Raw genomic sequence first — 15,711 nt, forward strand, 5'->3', positions numbered from 1 at the left:
TTCAGCTCACCAGGAGACGCATCATGACAGGAAAAGCCATCGCGCAACGGGTCCAGGAGGCCAGGAGCCGCATCGACAACCTCTCGCCCGACCAGGTGGCCGCAGAAATGGCGACAGGTGCCGTAACCCTGGTCGACGTGCGCGATGCCCCGGAACTTGCCGGTGGGGTGATTGCCGGCGCCGTCCACGCATCGCGCGGCATGCTCGAGTTCCATGCCGACCCCGCCAGCGCCTACCACAAGCCCGAACTCAAGCCTGACGCTCGGGTCATCCTGTACTGCGCTTCCGGGGGGCGCTCGGCGCTGGCTGTCGAGTCGCTGCGCGAACTGGGATACGTCAACGTCGCGCATCTCGATGGGGGCTTCAAGAGCTGGCAAGCAGCCGGCAAACCGATCAGTCAAGTGTGACTCCATCCGGCTGTACTTCGGGTGGAACCGTGCCGCCAATGACCCGCGGAGAAACACATGACCTTGTCCGAACGCTTCAACCGATCCGGCTTCAGCCGCTGGATCAACGGGAGCGGTGGGCGCGCATTTCGCTTGTGCGCCGGCATCGTCTTCCTGGCCGTCGGCATGGGTTTTCGCTCATCGCCCTGGGGCATTGCCGCGCTGGCGTGGAGCTTCTTCCCGTTGAGTGCCGGCATTTTCAATGTCTGCTGGATCAGCCTGTGGCTGGGCGGGCCTTTCAGCAGCGTCACGATTCGGCAGTCGCAGCAAGGACGGTCGTGATGGGCGGTGCCTCGCCCGATGGTCAGGCCAACCGCCGTTCCGCCGCACGGGCCGCCGGTGCCTCGCTCTTTGTCTTGTCGAGTTCCGCTCTCGGGGTCGACAGCAACCCAGGAGAAACGCAATGACCCAGTATCTGATTGAACGCGAGATCGTCGGCGCCGGCGGCATGTCCAAGCAGGCCCTTTGCGATGCTTCCAGGCACTCCAATGCGGTGCTCGCAGCGATGAGTCCCGCAATTCAATGGCTGCACAGCTATGTCGCAGGCGACAAGATCTACTGCGTCTATGGCGCTTCGAGCGAACAGCTGATTCGCGAGCATGCGGAGGAATCTGGATTCCCGGCCAACAAGATCACACCTGTCAGCGCCGTCATCGACCCCTCCACGGCGAACGGCTAAAAGGGCGTGGTTCGCTTGTCCCGGGGACGGTTGCATTGCGTTGGAAAGCCCTTTGCAACATCCGCAGCGCATCGTCGCCCACAAGGTCGGCGGTGTCGCCCGGGGCTGCGACGGACGCGATCCGGGAGGCGACGGGGAGGGTCCGTGGGCAAGGCGACGGCGACGGGGATTGGACGGGTTCGGACGGCCACATTGAGGGCGTACGCTGCCTCGGACGCTATGTCGGTGGATTCGGCATGGGCGCACGCCGCGCGCTGGCCATGCCGATGACCAGCAGGCCCAGCATGATCAGAACGATGCCGATGCGCTCCGCCGTGCTGGGGCGCTCGTGCAGCAGCGCCCAGGCCAGCAAGACCGCGCCGATGGGCACGCCCAGGCTGGACAGGCTGGCCACGGTGGTGGACAGACGATCGACGACGAACGTCCACAGCGTCCACGCCAGGCTGGTGGCCAGCACGGCGGAGTACAGCAAGCCGTAGATCATCTCGCCCGACCACACGATGCGGGGCGACGGAATCAGCCATGCGGCCAGCACCAGCAGCAGCGTGCCCAGCAGCATCTGCCAGGCGGTAAAGGCCAGCGGCGAGGGGCGATGCAACTCGAACATGCGCTTGGACAAGACGGTGCCCAATCCCCAGCAGGCGCCGCTGGTGACGGCCAGCAGTGCGCTTTGCCAACTGCCCAGTCCCTGCCAGGGCTCGATGACGAAAATCAGGCCGGCCACGGCCAGCCCGATCCCCAGCCACTGGCGTGCACTGGGCCGCTCGTGCAGCAGCCACCAGGCCAGCAGAACCGACCAGATGGGCATGGTGTAGGCCAGCACCGACACGCGCCCGGCGCCGCCGCTGGCCAGCGCCCATTGCGCCAGGCCTTGAAAGGCCGTGGTCTGGCTCACGCCCACCGCCAGGGTCAGGCCCAGCGGCGGCGGTTTGAACGACTCGCGGCGCAGCGCCATCACCCCGAACAGCAGCGCAGTGGCCAAGGCAAAGCGCAGTGCGACGAAGTCGAACGGCCCCACGTAAGGCGTGACCTGCTTCATCACCACCCAGCCGTAGGCCCAGGCGGTGATCACCACGGCCATGGCGCCTGCAGCGATGCGGGTTGATGTGGCACTGGTTTGCATGGCTTTCAGGGTCAGCGGCGTTGCGCGTGACGGTACGCCGCAATGCGCTCGCGCAGCCCCGGACGGGCGGCCGAGCGCACCAGGCGCGCCAGGTCTTCGGCGTCGCCGGCGGGCCCGCGCGCATGGCGGCCGGCCGTGATGGCGGCATGGATGTCGCGCTGGGTCGCTGGGTCCAGCCGGCTGACGCGCTCGCGCAGGCCTTCGCACTCGGCCTCCACGGCCGACGATTCAATGCGGCGCGTGGCCAGGGTGCTGGCGCAGGCGGCGTCGGCGTCGATGCTGCGGCCACCTTCAATCCAGTCGGCCGCCAGGGTGGCGCCCACCGAGGCGGCCAGGCGTGCCGTGCCCAGCACCAGGCCGAAGCCGGCGCCCGGGAAGGCAAACTGGGCGTCACCGACGATCCAGCGCTCGCTGCAGGCGGCAAACAGGTCGGCGCCCGCGCCCATGGTGCGCCCGTGGGCCAGCGCCAGCGTGGTGAAGGGGGCAGTATGCACGGCTTGCAGCAGCAGCTCCACGCGGACAAAGCGCGCCAGCAGGCTGTCGTCGGTCTCCGTGTCCAGGTTGGACAGGTCGAAGCCGGTGCAGAAATGGCGGCCGGCGCCCGAGAGCACCAGCAGGCGCAGGTGTTCGTCTTGCGCGGCGGCTTCGATGGCCTCGATCAGCGCGTTCACCAGCGCGCCCGACAGCGGATTGCCCTTGTCCGGCCGGTTCAGCTGCAGGTGCAGCACGCCGCCCTCGCGCCGGCTGATCAGCTCGGCGCCGCTCATGCCGAGGGCGTGGCCCACAGGTTGGGCGCAAGGGCGTTGGAGTAGCCCGAGACGAAGTCCTTGATCGCACCCGTTTCGGGCACGAAGATGTGGCGCGAGACGCGGCCGATGTTGCCGCCATACAGGTGGATGCTGATGGAGACTGCATCGGCCAGGGCATTGCGCACCACGTGGATGTCACCGCGCGTGGGCGAGACGATGTCCAGATCGCCCGGCTGGAGCGTGGCCTCGGCACCGTCCTGCGTCAATCGCCCGTCACCACCGCGCGTGTAGCGCTGGGCACATTCGCTGCCGCGCAGCATGCCGATGATGCCCCACACCGTGTGGTCGTGGATGGGTGTTTTCTGGCCCGGCCCCCAGACGAAGCTGACCAGCGAGAAGCGCTCCAGCGGATCGCCGTACAGCAGGTGCTGCTGGTAGTACTGCGGGTGCGAAGCAGCCATGGCGGCGGGCAGCCAGTCGTCGTGCGTGACCAGGTCCTTCATCAAGGGCGTGGCACCGTCGATCAGGCGGTCCTCGTCACCGCCCTGGGTGTCGGCCAGCCGGGTCATGGCGGCGACGAAGGTAAGCAGGCGGCTCTCGGCGTTCATGCCTGCACCTGCCTGGCCGCCTGCTCGGCTCGAATTTCCGCGGTGTGCTGGCCCAGTTCGGGCGGTGGCCGGCGAATGGGCGATCCCTGGCCGTTCAGGCGCACGGGCGATGCGAAGGTGCGGGTCTGCCGGCCATTGGGCAGCGTCAGCGGCTGCACCCAGCCCATGTGCTCGGTCTGCGGATCGGCCAGGGCGGCAGCGTAGTCGTTGATGCGCGCGTGCGGCACGCCGGCGGCGTTGAAGGCATCGATCCAGTGGGCCACGGGCTGCCGCGTGAACACGGCTTCCAGGATGTCCTTGAGCGCGGCTTGGTTGCGCGCACGGTCCGTGGGCGTCAGAAAACGCGCGTCCTCGGCCAGCTCCGGCATGTTCACGACATCGAGCACGCTGAGCCACAGTTTGTGATTGCCGGCGGCGATGGCGAAGTAGCCGTCCTGCGCGTGAAAGGCCTGGTAGGGCGCGTTGCGCGGGTGGGCCGAGCCCAGTTTGACAGGGCTCTCGCCATTGCCGAAATACTCGCTGGTCTGCAGCGCGGCAATGCCCAGCGTGCAGCCAAACATGGGGATGTCGATGTGCGCGCCACGCCCGCCGGAGCGCACCTGCACCAGCATGGTGGCGATCGAGAACGCCGCATACAGGCCCGACGCAAAGTCCACCAGCGGCACGCCACACTTTACGGGCGCGCCGTCGGGCTCACCGGTCACGCTCATCACGCCCGACGCGGCCTGAATCGTCAGGTCAAATCCGCCTTCGCCCGCGCGCGGCCCCGTTTGTCCATAGGCCGAGATCGAGCAGTACAGCAACTGCGGCTTCTCGGCCGACATGGCGGCCCAGCCCAGGCCCAGTCGATCCATGACGCCGGGGCGGTTGTTCTCGACCACCACATCCGCCTCGAGGATGAGCTGGCGCGCCAGCGCGGCATCGGCCGGGTCTTTCAGGTTGAGCACCGCCGAGCGCTTGTTGCGGTTGAGCGACGCGAAGTTTTCGCTGTAGCCATCGTTCAGCGGCGGCCATTGCCGCAGGCCGTCGCCGGTCGGCGGTTCGATCTTGACCACCTCGGCGCCCATGTCGGCGAGCAGCATGGTGGAAAACGGGCCGGATGCGGTCGAGCAGAATTCGACGACACGCACACCGGCCAGGGGTTGCATGGGTGGGGTTGAATCGGTCATGGGGTGGCGGGCCTGGCAAAGGGCGGGTGATGGAGACGGCGCATGCGCCAGAACAGCCAGCCCGCAATGCTCAGGTTCAGCAGGTTCCAGCCGATGCCGTTCAAAAAGGCTGCGCGGTAGCTGCCGGTCATGTCGAAGATCCAGCCGCTCATCCAGCCGCCCAGCGCCATGCCGAGCATGGTGGCCATGATGACGGCGCCCACGCGCGCGCCGACTTCGCGCGGGGCAAAGTGCTCGCGCACGATGATGGCGTAGGACGGCACGATGCCGCCCTGAAACAGGCCGAACAGCGCCGACACCACGTACAGCGAGGCCATGCCGTCAAACGGCAAGAACATCAGCAGCGCCAGCCCCTGCAGCACCGAGCCCAGCAGCAGCGTGCGGATGCCGCCGATGTGGTCGCAGATCCAGCCCGACACCAGGCGGCTGGCGATACCGCTGGCCAGCATCAGGGACAGCATCTGCGCGCCGCGCGCCGCGCCGTAGCCCAGGTCCGTGCAATACGCGACGATGTGCACCTGCGGCATGGCCATGGCGACGCAGCAGGCCACGCCGGCCACGCACAGCAGCCATTGGGCGTGGGCGGGCGCCAGGCCAAAGGGGCGCGCGCCCGCCACGGCGTGGCCGGTGGCGCCGGGCTCGGCCGGCTGCACCGCGGGCGGACGCTGGCGCATGCGCAGCGACAGCAGCACCATGCCCACGCCGCAGATCAGGCCCAGTGCCAGATAGGTCGGGCGCCAGCCGTGGTGCTCGATGCCCCACTGCGCCAGTGGCGGCCACAGGGCGCCGGCGATGTAGTTGCCGCTGGCGCAGATGGCCACCGCAATGCCGCGCCGCTTGTGCCACCACAGCGTGGTGTCGGCCATCAGCGGTGCGAAGGTGGCAGAGCCGCCCAGAAAGCCCAGCAGCGCATGGGCCAGCCCGAACGACCAGACGTTGCCCGCGGTGGCGGCCCACAGGTAGCCCGCCAGCACGGCGATGGCGCCCATCACCAGCACGCGCGCGATGCCGTGGCGGTCGGCCAGACGGCCGGTGAAGATGCCACCCAAGCCCAGCCCGACCATCATCAACGTGTAGGGCATGGATGCCGCGGCGCGGCTGACGCCGAACTCGGTCTGCACGGCGGGCAGCACCACCGACACCACGTACATGCCGCTGTTGCCCAGCGTGACCAGGCCCAGCGTGGTCAGCAGGCGCCAGGCGGCGGTGGGCGAATCGATGAGGCTCGGGTCGGCGGCGGCGGAAGTCATGCGTAGTGGCAGATGTAGTGATAGGCCTCGGCCACGCGGATGTCGAAGGAGGAATTGGCCGGGATGGCGAAGCGCTCGCCGGGTTTTGAGGACAGCCATTGATCGCTGCCGGCCAGCTTGTATTCGCAGCCGCCCGCCACGCATTCCATCACTTCGGCCGCGCCGGTGTTGAAGGTGAGCTGCGCGGGCAGCACCACGCCGGCGCTTTTCTGGGTGCCATCGGCCAGCGTGAAGCTGTGCGAGACGCACTTGCCGTCGAAGTACACGTTGGCTTTGGGGTTGAGGGTGACGTTGGCGAGAGAGGGGGCGCTCATGGGATCGGGGGCAAGGTGGAGTGGAAACAGCCGATGTTAGCTGCGCGGCGACAATCGGCGCATGCCCTTGCCCCGCACCCGCTTTGTCCTGATCGAAACCAGCCACGCCGGCAACGTGGGTGCGGTGGCGCGCGCCATGAAGGTGATGGGTTTCGACGATCTGGTGCTGGTGCGCCCGCGCTGGCCCGACGTGCTCGGGCGCGCCGAGGCGCGCGAGCGCGCCAGCGGCGCCACCGATGTGCTGGCGCGTGCCCGCTGCGTGGCCACGCTGGACGAGGCGCTGGAGGGCATGACCCACCTGTGCGCCACGGTGATGACCCCGCGCGACTTCGGCCCGCCCACGCGCAGCCCGCGGGCGCATTTCAAATTGCTATTGAATCAAGAGCTTCCTGCGCTTGATGGACAAGCGTCAGAGGCCGATTTTGTTCAAAAATCTGAACTTGCCGTGGCCCTGCTGTTCGGCAGCGAACGCTATGGCATGACCAACGAGGACGTGTACCGCTGCCATGTTGCGCTCAGCATCCCCACCAACCCGACCTACGGCTCGCTCAACATCGCGGCCGCCGTGCAGTTGATTGCATATGACTGGTGCCAGGCGCTGGCGGCGCACGGTGGCGGCTGGGGCGCGCAGGCGCCGGCCGGCGTGCCCGATCACGCGCCGGCCGACGCCGCGCAACTGGGCGCCATGCTGGCACACTGGCAGCAGGCGCTGGTGGCCGTGGGTTTTCTGGACCCGGCCGCGCCCAAAAAGCTCATGCCGCGGCTGCAGCAGCTCTTCAACCGCGCGCAGCCCAGTGTGGAGGAACTCCACATCCTGCGTGGCATCGCCCGCGCCATGCAGGATGCTGTGGTCGGCGGGCGCAACCGCTAGACTGTGCGCCCATCATGTTCGTGCGCATTCGCTCCTACGCCCAGGCCATTCTCGAGCGCGACCCCGCCGCGCGCAGCGTGTGGGACGTCGTGTTTTCCTATCCCGGCTTTCATGCCCTGGTGCTGCACCGCCTGGCGCACGGCCTGTGGGTGCGCGGCTGGCATTGGCTGGCGCGCTGGATCTCGCACTGGGGCCGTTTTCTGACCGGCATCGAAATTCACCCCGGCGCCACCATCGGCGAGCGCGTGTTCATCGACCATGGCATGGGCGTGGTGATCGGCGAGACCGCCGAGATTGGCGACGACTGCACCATCTATCAGGGCGTCACCCTGGGCGGCACCTCGCTGGTCAAGGGCAGCAAGCGCCACCCCACGCTGGGCCGAGGCGTGGTGGTGGGAGCGTCCAGCCAGGTGCTGGGCGGGTTCACGGTGGGTGACGGCGCCAAGATCGGCTCGTCGGCCGTGGTCACCAAGCCCGTGCCGGCGGGCGCCACGGCGGTGGGCAACCCGGCGCGCATCATCCTGGCCGACGGCGCCGCGTTGCGCGAGGCGGCGGCAGCGCGCATGGGCTTTTCAGCCTACGGCGTGACCGAGAACGACGATCCGGTGAGCCAGGCGCTGCGCGGCCTGATCGACGGCACCGCCGGGCACGAGCATCAGATCGCCCAGTTGTGGCAGGCCGTCGAGAAGCTGGCCGGCCGCATCGACCCCGGCTGTGTGCCCGACGACGCCACCAAGGGCGAGCACTTCGCCGCCGACAAGCTCAATCAGCTGGTGGGCAAATAGGGCGCCGCGCTCAGCGCCGGCCCTGGTTCTTGCCCACCTCGTTGCCGATCAGCGCGCCGGCCGCCGCACCGCCGATGGTGCCCACCGGGCCGCCGAACAGCACGTGGCCCACCGCGCCACCAGCCACGGCGCCCACGCCGGTGCCGATCTGCGCATTGGTCGGACGGCTGGCACAGCCGGCGCTGGCCAGGCCGACCACCATGGCGGCGACGAGCGCCAGGCGGCGCGGGTGAGCGAGGATGCGGGTTTTGGATTGAGTCATGGTTTGGTTTTCTCTGTACGTCACCATGCTCGCCGCTCGAAGCGAGTGGCATGTCACCAGGCGCTGCGAATTGCAACCAGAATTGAGCGAGTCTTCGCCCAAAGACGGTGGCGACATGGAGCGCACCGGACAGCCGACGCATCCATTCGTTGCGCAGCATCCCATACGTCTGGTGACGAATCGGCTGTGGACTTTGTGCCACACCGTCGCGGCGGCAGCGGTGGATGTGCCGGTGGCGCGGGGTGCTCTGGTTCGGGGCTGGCCAGAATTTTCCGTCGAATGCTACGCTTAATATAGCTGCTTGCGCTGGCAAGACGGCCGTCAGAACCCGAAAACACCCGATTTCATGGATGCGCCGGGCGGATCGCCCCCTTGGGCCGAAACGCCTTGCAAACGGCCTCGTGCGTTTCCAGGTACGGCCCGCCGATCAGGTCGATGCAGTAGGGCACGGCGGCGAAGATGCCGTGCACGCGCGGCTTGCCGTCGGCGTCCTTCAGGCCCTCCAGCGTCTCGGCAATCGCCTTGGGCTGGCCGGGCAGGTTGATGATCAGGCTGCGCCCGCGAATCACCGCCACCTGGCGGCTCAGGATGGCGGTGGGCACGAAGGCCAGGCTGATCTGGCGCATCTGCTCGCCAAAGCCGGGCATGACCTTGTCGGCCGCGGCCAGCGTGGCTTCGGGCGTGACGTCGCGCGGCGCAGGCCCCGTGCCGCCGGTGGTCAGCACCAGGGCGCAGCCGGCATCGACCAGCTCGATCAGGGTGCGGCTGATGTGCGCCTGCTCGTCGGGGATCAGGCGCGGCTCGAAGCGGATGGGGTTCTTGAGCGCCCGCGTCAACCAGTCCTGCAGGGCGGGCAGCCCTTGGTCCTGATACACGCCGCTGGAAGCGCGGTCGCTGATGGAGACGATGCCGATGGTGACGGGGTCGAAGGACATTTCGGGTTGCAAATTTGCAGTCCTCAGAGGTTGAGAGTTTTTTGGACGTGCCCGAGGAGCGCGTCAAAACGCGACCAATCGAGGCGCAAAGCGCAGACGTAGCTCGGGCTACGCCGAGCATTTGCAACGACGAGTGGGCGTGTTTTGGCGTGATCAGCGGGCATGGGCAAAAGACTCTCAAGCTCTCAGTTGGCGGGCTCGATGTCGATGTCTTGCTGCTCGAGTGCGGCGCGAATCCACTGGAAGAGTTCGCGGTAAGCCTTGGCGTGGCGGGGCGCCTGGCCGGCGGGTTCGGCGGCGGGGGCGTCCTTGCGGGCCTGGCGCACCAGGGCGCGCAGTTGCTGCAAGTCGGTGGTGGGAAATTGCTGGGCCCAGTCGGTCAGCGCGGTGTCGCCGTCCAGCAGACGCTCGCGCCAGCGCTCGGCGGTGTGCAGGAGCAGGGTCTCGGCGGCCGGGCCTTGGCGCTGGGCGTCCAGCGCGGCGCGGATGGCGGCGATCTGCGCCTCGTCCAGCTGGCGCATCAGCTTGCCGACGTATTGCGCCTGGCGCCGGCGCCCCTCGAAGTCCTTGATGCGCGCCAGCTCGGCCAGCGCGTCCAGCAGGCGGGTGGGCAGATCGAGCGGATCGCGCAGGTCGGCGCGCAGCGTGAGCAGTTGCTGGCCCAGCGCCTGCAGCTCGGCGCTTTGCGCCTTTTGCTCGGTCTTGCTGGGGTGCTCGCCGTGCAGCTCGCGCTTGAGCTGCTCGTCCAGCTCGCTGCCCTCGGCAACGAACTGGCCGCGCACGAAGTAGCCTTTGGTGGGTTTTCGGGCCATGGGTGAAGTCGGTGCAATATCGGTCAGTATGATAAGCACCACCATGCAAGACACTTCCAAGCCCCTGGCGGGCTTTTCTTATTCGCGCGGCTATTTCGAGGGTCTGGTTGACACCGCCATCGCCCACGCCAGGAAGCTGGGCGCCACCGACGCAGGGGCCGAGGCCTCGGAAGGCACGGGGCTGTCGGTGGGCGTGCGCAACGGCGCGCTGGAGACGGTGGAGCAAAGCCGCGACAAGTCGCTGGGCGTGACGGTGTACCTGGGCCAGCGGCGTGGCAACGCCAGCACCTCGGATTTCTCGCCGGCGGCCATCGAAAGCACGGTGCAGGCGGCCTATGACATTGCGCGCTTCACCGCCGAGGATTCCGCCGCTGGCCTGCCGGATGTGCAGGACATTGCCACCGAGGCGCGCGATCTGGACCTGTTTCACCCCTGGCCCATCACCAGCGAGCAGGCCGCCGCGCTGGCCCTGCGCTGCGAGGGCGCGGCGCTGGGGCTGGACCGGCGCATCACCAACAGCGAGGGCGCGGGCGTGTCGGCCCAGCAAAGCCATTTTTTCTCGGCCCACACGCACGGCTTTCGCGGCGGCTACGCCAGTTCGCGCCACAGCCTTTCGGTGGCGCCCATTGCCGGCAAGGGCGCCGACATGCAGCGCGACTACTGGTACAGCTCGATGCGCGACGCGCGCGAGCTGGCTGCGCCCGAAGCCGTGGGGCGCTACGCCGCCGAGCGCGCGCTCAGCCGGCTGAACAGCCGGCGCCTGTCCACGCGCCAGTGCCCGGTGCTGTTCGAGTCGCCGCTGGCCGCGGGCCTGCTGGGTCACTTCGTGCAGGCCGTCAGTGGCGGCGCGCTGTACCGGCGCACCACGTTCTTGCTGGACTCGCTGGGCAAACCGGTGTTTCCCGCGCACATCGACATCGCCGAAGACCCCTTCGTGCGCGGCGGCAAGGGCTCATCGCCCTTTGACGACGAGGGCGTGCGCGTGCAGGCGCGCAAGCTGGTCGATGCCGGGCGCGTGCAGGGCTATTTTTTGGGCACCTACTCGGCGCGCAAGCTGGGCATGAAGACCACGGGCAACGCCGGCGGCTCGCACAACCTGACGCTCACGTCGCGCCGCACGCAGGCGGACGACGATCTGGACGCCATGCTGCGCAAGCTGGGTACGGGCCTGTTCGTCACCGAGCTGATGGGCCACGGCGTGAACTACGTCACCGGCGACTATTCACGCGGGGCCAGCGGCTTTTGGGTGGAGAAAGGGCGCATCGCCTACCCGGTGCAGGAGATCACCATCGCCGGCAACCTGCGCGATATGTTCCAGGGCATCGAGGCGGTGGGCGCCGACACCTACAACTACGGCGCCAAGACGATCGGCTCGGTGCTGGTCAACCGGATGACCATCGCCGGCAGCTGACGATCAGGGCTGGTTGTCGGGCCCCCGCCCGCGCGGGCGCTGCGGCGGCTCGCGGCGGGACTCGCGCTCGACGTGGGCGGGCGGACGTTCCTGCTGTGGCCTGGCGCGCTCGGGGCGCGTGAATTCACGTGCCGGTGGCGGCTCGGCTCGCTGCGCGCGTTGCGGCGGCGGCTCGTGAAACTGCGGGCGCGGTGCTGGCGCGCCTTGAAGCTGCGGACGCGGCAGTGGACCTTGAAACTCCGGGCGCTGCGGTGGTGGGCGGTCGTGGGCTTGGGGGCGCGGCGCCCGATTGACCGGCGGTTGCGGCGCTGCATCCCGGGGCGGCGCCGCCCCGTGCGGCGGACGTTCGGGGCCGCGCCCGGCGTCGGGATTGCGCTGCGGACGCGGGGGCGACGGCGGCATCGCCGCCGGCGGCCGGAAATCCGGGCGCGCGCCCGGCGCCATGGGCGGCGGCGGGTTGTGCGGTGCGGCCGGCGGCTGCGGACGTGCGCCAGGCGGCGGGGGCGTGGGGCGTGGGGGCATGGGACGCAGGGGCGCGACGCCGACGGACGGCGGTGGCAGGCCTTGCGGCGGCCGCGTGCCGGGCGGAGCGAATGCCGGGCGCGGCGGCGGCGCGATCGGGCGGGCACCTTGCATCCATCCCGCAGGCAGGTGGCTTGCGTCGCCATAGCGGGGCGGGCGGCCGTGCGCGCCGGGTGCAAAACCCAGCGGTCCTTGCGGGGCCACGCTGATGGCGCCGGGACGGTGCTGGAAGTAGTAGCCGTCACCCGGCCGGCGCGGCGGCGGCGTGCGCCAGTGCCCCCAGTCGTTGACGCGCTCGCGATAGCGCGGACTGACGGCGTAGGGCGGTTGCCAGTTCTCCCAGGGCGCCAGCGGGAACCACGCCGCACCCGGCCCGGTGCCGGCCGTCACGCTCCAGCCCGGCCCCGCGCCGACAAACTGCACCAGCGCCGGCGCATAGACCGGGCGGTGCACGCGCGGCCCCGGCACCCAGGCCCAGCGCGGGCCGATCTGCGTCCAGCGGCCGTAGTGAAAGGGCGCAAAACCCCAGGGCGCGGCATCGATCCAGGTCCAGCCCCAGGGGGCGACCCAGGCCCAGCGGCCATCGCGGTACGGGGCCCAGTCCAGCGCCGTGACCGCGGGATACCAGACGGGGCCGTAGTTGGCGTCCTGCGCCCATTGGCCGTAGCTGTCCAGCGCCTGATAGCCCGGCATGTCCGGTGGCAGGTAGCCGGCCGACACGGACTGCTGCAGCAGGCGCTCGCGCGCGGCCACCCATTGGCCGAACGCGTCGCGCGGCGGCGCGGCCGCGTTGCCCAGCACGCTCAGGTCGCGTGCACCAAACGTGACTTGCTGGCCCGCGTTGATGGTCATGGCCTGGCCGGCAGCGCCGTATACCGTGATCACCCCGGCGCGCACGGTGACGCGCGTGCTGTCGCTGGCGGCGTCCGTGTCCAAGCGAACCTCCGCGGGCTGCGTGGCCACCAGTGCCAGCTGCGGCGTGTCCAGCTCGACCCGCTGGCCGGCGGGCAGATCGCGCACCCGCAACGAGGCGCTGCCCTGGGTCAGGGCCCACTGCGTGTGGATGTCGTCCAGCGCCGTGGCGTCCAGCGCGGCCGGGCCCTGCAGGCGCAGGCTCAACCAGCCGCCGTCCAGCTCCAGGCGAGCGCCGGCGTCCAGTTGCAGGCGGGTGCCGGTGGTGACGGGCCAGTTGAGCGCGGCCGGGGCCCAGACGCCCGCGTCTTCGATGCGCGCCGGGCCTTCGATGGCGCTGAGGTAGACCACCCGCGCCGGCGGATCGGCCTGGGCCCAGGCCAGCGCACCGGCGCCGAGGAGCAGGGTCAGCGCGAGAACGCGCGACAGCAGGAAGGTCAGCTTCATGGCAAGAAAAGCGCGGGTGCAGATTGAGTCCCGCGCCTGCCCATTCAACGTTTCACGGCGGACTTTGGTTTGCCGGCCAAAGGCCCGTGCAGGCAAAGTTGCGCCGCGGTGTGCTACCAGATGCAAACAAGCGCGCCAGCCGGCCCGACCGGCGCGCGCGCCTTGGCGGCTATCGCGCCAGTGCGGCCTTGACCGCGGCGCTGACCAGGCCCATGTCGGCCTTGCCGGCCAGGCGGGTCTTGACGGCGCCCATCACCTTGCCCATGTCGCCGGGGCCGCTGGCGCCCAGCTCGGCGACGATGGCGGCCACGGCAGCGGTGATTTCGCTTTCGGACAGGCGCGCCGGCAAGTAGGCCTGCAGCACGGCGATCTCGGCGGTTTCCTTGTCGGCCAGGTCTTGCCGCGCAGCCTGTGTGAAGGCGGCCACGCTGTCCTTGCGCTGCTTGATGAGCTTGTCGACGATGGCGATCACGGCCTCATCATGAAGCGTCACGCGCTCGTCCACCTCTTTTTGCTTCAGCGCCGCCTGCAGCAGGCGAATGGTGCCCAGGCGTTCGCTGTCGCGTGCGCGCATGGCGGTTTTCATGTCTTCGGTGATCTGGTCTTTCAGGCTCATCACAGGGTCCTTTCAGAAACAACAAAGGCTCGCCAAGCGTCCCGGGCGAGCCTTCAGGGGCGCCAAAAAGCGCCAGCTGCGATCAGTACAGCTTCTTGGGCAGCTGCATGCTGCGCACGCGCTTGTGGTGGCGCTTGACGGCGGCGGCCTTCTTGCGCTTGCGCTCGGCGGTGGGCTTCTCGTAGAACTCGCGGGCGCGCAGGTCGGTCAGCAGGCCCAGTTTCTCGATGGTGCGCTTGAAGCGGCGCAGGGCGACGTCAAACGGCTCGTTTTCTTTTACGCGGATGGTGGTCATTCGAAGACAGTTTTTCCAATGGTGCGGCCAGCGGGTGCAAGGGAAGATCGGGCCCTTGCGCCATGCGCCGCGGTGCGCCCCGCCTGTAACTAGTATTTTGGCCGGCAGGGCATTGCCAGCAAAGCCCAGTATTTTATTCGATTTTCTGCGGCGACGCCAAATCGTCGCTGCGCACGTGCTGGCGCACTGCGAGGGCGTCCGCGCAAGCCGCCGCGCTGGCCCAGGCCCATTGAAAGTTGTAGCCGCCCAGCCAGCCGGTCACGTCCACCACCTCGCCGATGAAATACAGGCCCGGTTGGCGCCGGGCCTCCATGGTTTGCGAGGACAGCTCGCGCGTGTCCACCCCGCCCACGGTGACCTCGGCCTTGCGGTAGCCCTCGGTGCCGCTGGGCGTGATCGACCAGTGCGAGAGGCTCGTGGCCAGATGGGCCAGCGCTTTGTCGGCGGCCTCGTTGATGGGGCGCTGCCAGCTTGTGTCGCGCAGCACCCAGGCGTCGGCCAGGCGGGCGGGCAGCCAGGCGGCGAGCTCGCGGGCGATCAGCCGGCGTGAGCCGGCCTTGGCCGCGCGCAGTTCGGCGGCCAGGTCGATGCCGGGGGCCAGGTCGATCTCGATGGGCGCGCCCGGCTGCCAGTAGCTGGAGATTTGCAGCACCGCCGGGCCCGATAGCCCGCGGTGGGTGAACAGCAGGTCTTCATGAAAGCGCGTGCGCAGGCGCCCCGTGCCGGTGGCGATCTCCACCGGCAGCGCCAGGCCGGCCAGCGCGGCCCACGGGGCCCAGTCGTCGCCGTCGAACGTGAGGCCCACCAGGCCGGGGCGGGTGTCGATGCAATGCAGGCCGAATTGCCGCGCCAGGCGCAGCCCGAAGTCGCTGGCGCCGATCTTGGGCACCGACAGACCGCCGGTGGCGATGACCAGTGCTGGGGCTTCGATGATTCCCCGGTCACTATGAATTACATAGCTGCCTGCGCCTGCTGCATGGGCGCCAGAGGCCGCTTTTTCTTTAAACTCAACCCGGCTGACCGCGCAGGGCTGCCAGCATTCGACCTGCCCGCCCCAGGCACGCGCCGCCTCGCACTCGGCCAGCAGAATGTCGATCAAGTCCTGCGCCGAGCGGTCGCAAAACAGCTGACCCTTGTGCTTTTCGTGAAAGCCGACGCCGTGGCGCGCGAGCAGCCCCATGAAGTCCTGCGGCGTGAAGCGCGCCAGCGCCGAGCGGCAGAAGTGCGGGTTGCGGCTGATGAAGTGGCGCTGGGGCGCATTTGGATCCAGCGCGCGGTTGGTGAAGTTGGCGCGCCCGCCGCCCGAGATGCGCACCTTCTCGGCCACGCGTTCGAAGTGGTCGATCAGCAGCACGCGCAGCCCCTGCTTTCCGGCGCGGGCTGCGCAAAACAGGCCCGCCGCGCCGGCGCCGATGATGATGACGTCAGGTAGCTGCATGCAGTTCAAACGGCAAAACCATGCGCCGATGATCGCATGCGGCCGTCCATGAAAAACGGCCGCCGGG

General features: G+C 69.0%; 20 protein-coding genes. 7 read left to right on the forward strand and 13 right to left on the reverse strand.

Annotated elements, in window-relative coordinates; genetic code table 11:
* Window positions 1-23 precede the first annotated feature (23 nt).
* The 3 genes from U1F38_RS07545 to U1F38_RS07555 all read left to right on the forward strand — a co-directional run bounded on the left by U1F38_RS07545 (window position 24) and on the right by U1F38_RS07555 (window position 1,125).
* Window positions 24-407, forward strand: coding sequence for a rhodanese-like domain-containing protein (locus tag U1F38_RS07545; protein WP_409986437.1), 384 nt, complete (start codon window positions 24-26; stop codon window positions 405-407).
* Between the two features lie 57 nt (window positions 408-464).
* Complete coding sequence (locus U1F38_RS07550; protein WP_409986438.1) at window positions 465-728, forward strand: hypothetical protein; 264 nt, start codon at window positions 465-467, stop codon at window positions 726-728.
* 121 nt (window positions 729-849) lie between these two features.
* Complete coding sequence (locus U1F38_RS07555) at window positions 850-1,125, forward strand: DUF4242 domain-containing protein (protein WP_409986439.1); 276 nt, start codon at window positions 850-852, stop codon at window positions 1,123-1,125.
* A gap of 217 nt (window positions 1,126-1,342) precedes the next feature.
* Here the strand turns inward: U1F38_RS07555 and U1F38_RS07560 are convergent, their stop codons facing one another.
* From U1F38_RS07560 to U1F38_RS07585, 6 genes are read right to left on the reverse strand one after another with little or no spacing between them, the layout of a single operon-like run.
* A complete protein-coding gene (locus U1F38_RS07560) occupies window positions 1,343-2,248 on the reverse strand; it encodes a DMT family transporter (RefSeq protein WP_409986440.1) in 906 nt (301 codons plus the stop codon).
* An 11-nt stretch (window positions 2,249-2,259) separates the two neighbouring features.
* Window positions 2,260-3,015: an enoyl-CoA hydratase/isomerase family protein gene (locus tag U1F38_RS07565; RefSeq protein ID WP_409986441.1), complete on the reverse strand. Its 756-nt coding sequence runs from the start codon at window positions 3,013-3,015 to the stop codon at window positions 2,260-2,262.
* Complete coding sequence (locus U1F38_RS07570) at window positions 3,012-3,605, reverse strand: cysteine dioxygenase (protein ID WP_409986442.1); 594 nt, start codon at window positions 3,603-3,605, stop codon at window positions 3,012-3,014. The genes U1F38_RS07565 and U1F38_RS07570 overlap by 4 nt, the downstream gene beginning before the upstream one ends.
* On the reverse strand, window positions 3,602-4,774 hold the full coding sequence (locus tag U1F38_RS07575) for a CaiB/BaiF CoA transferase family protein (RefSeq protein ID WP_409986443.1): 1,173 nt from the start codon (window positions 4,772-4,774) through the stop codon (window positions 3,602-3,604). Before U1F38_RS07575 ends, U1F38_RS07570 begins: the two co-directional genes overlap by 4 nt.
* Window positions 4,771-6,024 carry an MFS transporter gene (locus tag U1F38_RS07580; RefSeq protein WP_409986444.1) on the reverse strand — a complete coding sequence of 418 codons (1,254 nt, stop codon included), beginning with the start codon at window positions 6,022-6,024 and terminating at the stop codon, window positions 4,771-4,773. Before U1F38_RS07580 ends, U1F38_RS07575 begins: the two co-directional genes overlap by 4 nt.
* The gene (locus U1F38_RS07585) at window positions 6,021-6,338 is read right to left on the reverse strand and encodes a pyrimidine/purine nucleoside phosphorylase (RefSeq protein ID WP_409986445.1); all 318 of its coding nucleotides are present in this window, start codon (window positions 6,336-6,338) and stop codon (window positions 6,021-6,023) included. Before U1F38_RS07585 ends, U1F38_RS07580 begins: the two co-directional genes overlap by 4 nt.
* A gap of 61 nt (window positions 6,339-6,399) precedes the next feature.
* Between U1F38_RS07585 and U1F38_RS07590 the strand changes: the two genes are divergently transcribed.
* Together U1F38_RS07590 and cysE are read left to right on the forward strand one after the other, a co-directional pair.
* Window positions 6,400-7,209 (forward strand): RNA methyltransferase, encoded by an 810-nt coding sequence (locus tag U1F38_RS07590; RefSeq protein ID WP_409986446.1) that lies wholly within the window; start codon window positions 6,400-6,402, stop codon window positions 7,207-7,209.
* Window positions 7,210-7,223: 14 nt separating this feature from the next.
* The gene (gene cysE / locus U1F38_RS07595) at window positions 7,224-7,994 is read left to right on the forward strand and encodes a serine O-acetyltransferase (protein WP_409986447.1); all 771 of its coding nucleotides are present in this window, start codon (window positions 7,224-7,226) and stop codon (window positions 7,992-7,994) included.
* A gap of 10 nt (window positions 7,995-8,004) precedes the next feature.
* Here the strand turns inward: cysE and U1F38_RS07600 are convergent, their stop codons facing one another.
* Window positions 8,005-8,256: a glycine zipper 2TM domain-containing protein gene (locus U1F38_RS07600; RefSeq protein ID WP_409986448.1), complete on the reverse strand. Its 252-nt coding sequence runs from the start codon at window positions 8,254-8,256 to the stop codon at window positions 8,005-8,007.
* On the opposite strand from U1F38_RS07600, the gene U1F38_RS07605 reads away from it, so the two are divergent.
* The gene (locus tag U1F38_RS07605) at window positions 8,255-8,548 is read left to right on the forward strand and encodes a hypothetical protein (protein ID WP_409986449.1); all 294 of its coding nucleotides are present in this window, start codon (window positions 8,255-8,257) and stop codon (window positions 8,546-8,548) included. The genes U1F38_RS07600 and U1F38_RS07605 overlap by 2 nt on opposite strands.
* Window positions 8,549-8,600: 52 nt before the next feature.
* Here the strand turns inward: U1F38_RS07605 and mog are convergent, their stop codons facing one another.
* Together mog and yjgA are read right to left on the reverse strand one after the other, a co-directional pair.
* Window positions 8,601-9,191, reverse strand: a complete 591-nt coding sequence (gene mog / locus U1F38_RS07610; RefSeq protein WP_409986450.1) for a molybdopterin adenylyltransferase — start codon at window positions 9,189-9,191, stop codon at window positions 8,601-8,603.
* A 185-nt stretch (window positions 9,192-9,376) separates the two neighbouring features.
* Window positions 9,377-10,003 (reverse strand): ribosome biogenesis factor YjgA, encoded by a 627-nt coding sequence (gene yjgA, locus U1F38_RS07615; RefSeq protein WP_409986451.1) that lies wholly within the window; start codon window positions 10,001-10,003, stop codon window positions 9,377-9,379.
* A gap of 43 nt (window positions 10,004-10,046) precedes the next feature.
* On the opposite strand from yjgA, the gene pmbA reads away from it, so the two are divergent.
* Window positions 10,047-11,414 carry a metalloprotease PmbA gene (pmbA, locus tag U1F38_RS07620; protein ID WP_409986452.1) on the forward strand — a complete coding sequence of 456 codons (1,368 nt, stop codon included), beginning with the start codon at window positions 10,047-10,049 and terminating at the stop codon, window positions 11,412-11,414.
* A gap of 3 nt (window positions 11,415-11,417) precedes the next feature.
* Here pmbA and U1F38_RS07625 read toward each other — a convergent pair whose 3' ends face one another.
* From U1F38_RS07625 to U1F38_RS07640, 4 genes are all read right to left on the reverse strand, one after another.
* Window positions 11,418-13,295: a DUF6600 domain-containing protein gene (locus U1F38_RS07625; protein ID WP_409986453.1), complete on the reverse strand. Its 1,878-nt coding sequence runs from the start codon at window positions 13,293-13,295 to the stop codon at window positions 11,418-11,420.
* A 169-nt stretch (window positions 13,296-13,464) separates the two neighbouring features.
* Window positions 13,465-13,911 carry a GatB/YqeY domain-containing protein gene (locus U1F38_RS07630; RefSeq protein WP_409986454.1) on the reverse strand — a complete coding sequence of 149 codons (447 nt, stop codon included), beginning with the start codon at window positions 13,909-13,911 and terminating at the stop codon, window positions 13,465-13,467.
* Between the two features lie 82 nt (window positions 13,912-13,993).
* The gene (rpsU, locus tag U1F38_RS07635) at window positions 13,994-14,206 is read right to left on the reverse strand and encodes a 30S ribosomal protein S21 (RefSeq protein ID WP_293224018.1); all 213 of its coding nucleotides are present in this window, start codon (window positions 14,204-14,206) and stop codon (window positions 13,994-13,996) included.
* Window positions 14,207-14,339: 133 nt separating this feature from the next.
* A complete protein-coding gene (locus tag U1F38_RS07640) occupies window positions 14,340-15,644 on the reverse strand; it encodes an NAD(P)/FAD-dependent oxidoreductase (protein WP_409986455.1) in 1,305 nt (434 codons plus the stop codon).
* Between the last annotated feature and the right edge of the window lie 67 nt (window positions 15,645-15,711).

Source organism: Ottowia sp. (assembly GCF_046348305.1).
Lineage (GTDB): Bacteria > Pseudomonadota > Gammaproteobacteria > Burkholderiales > Burkholderiaceae_C > Ottowia.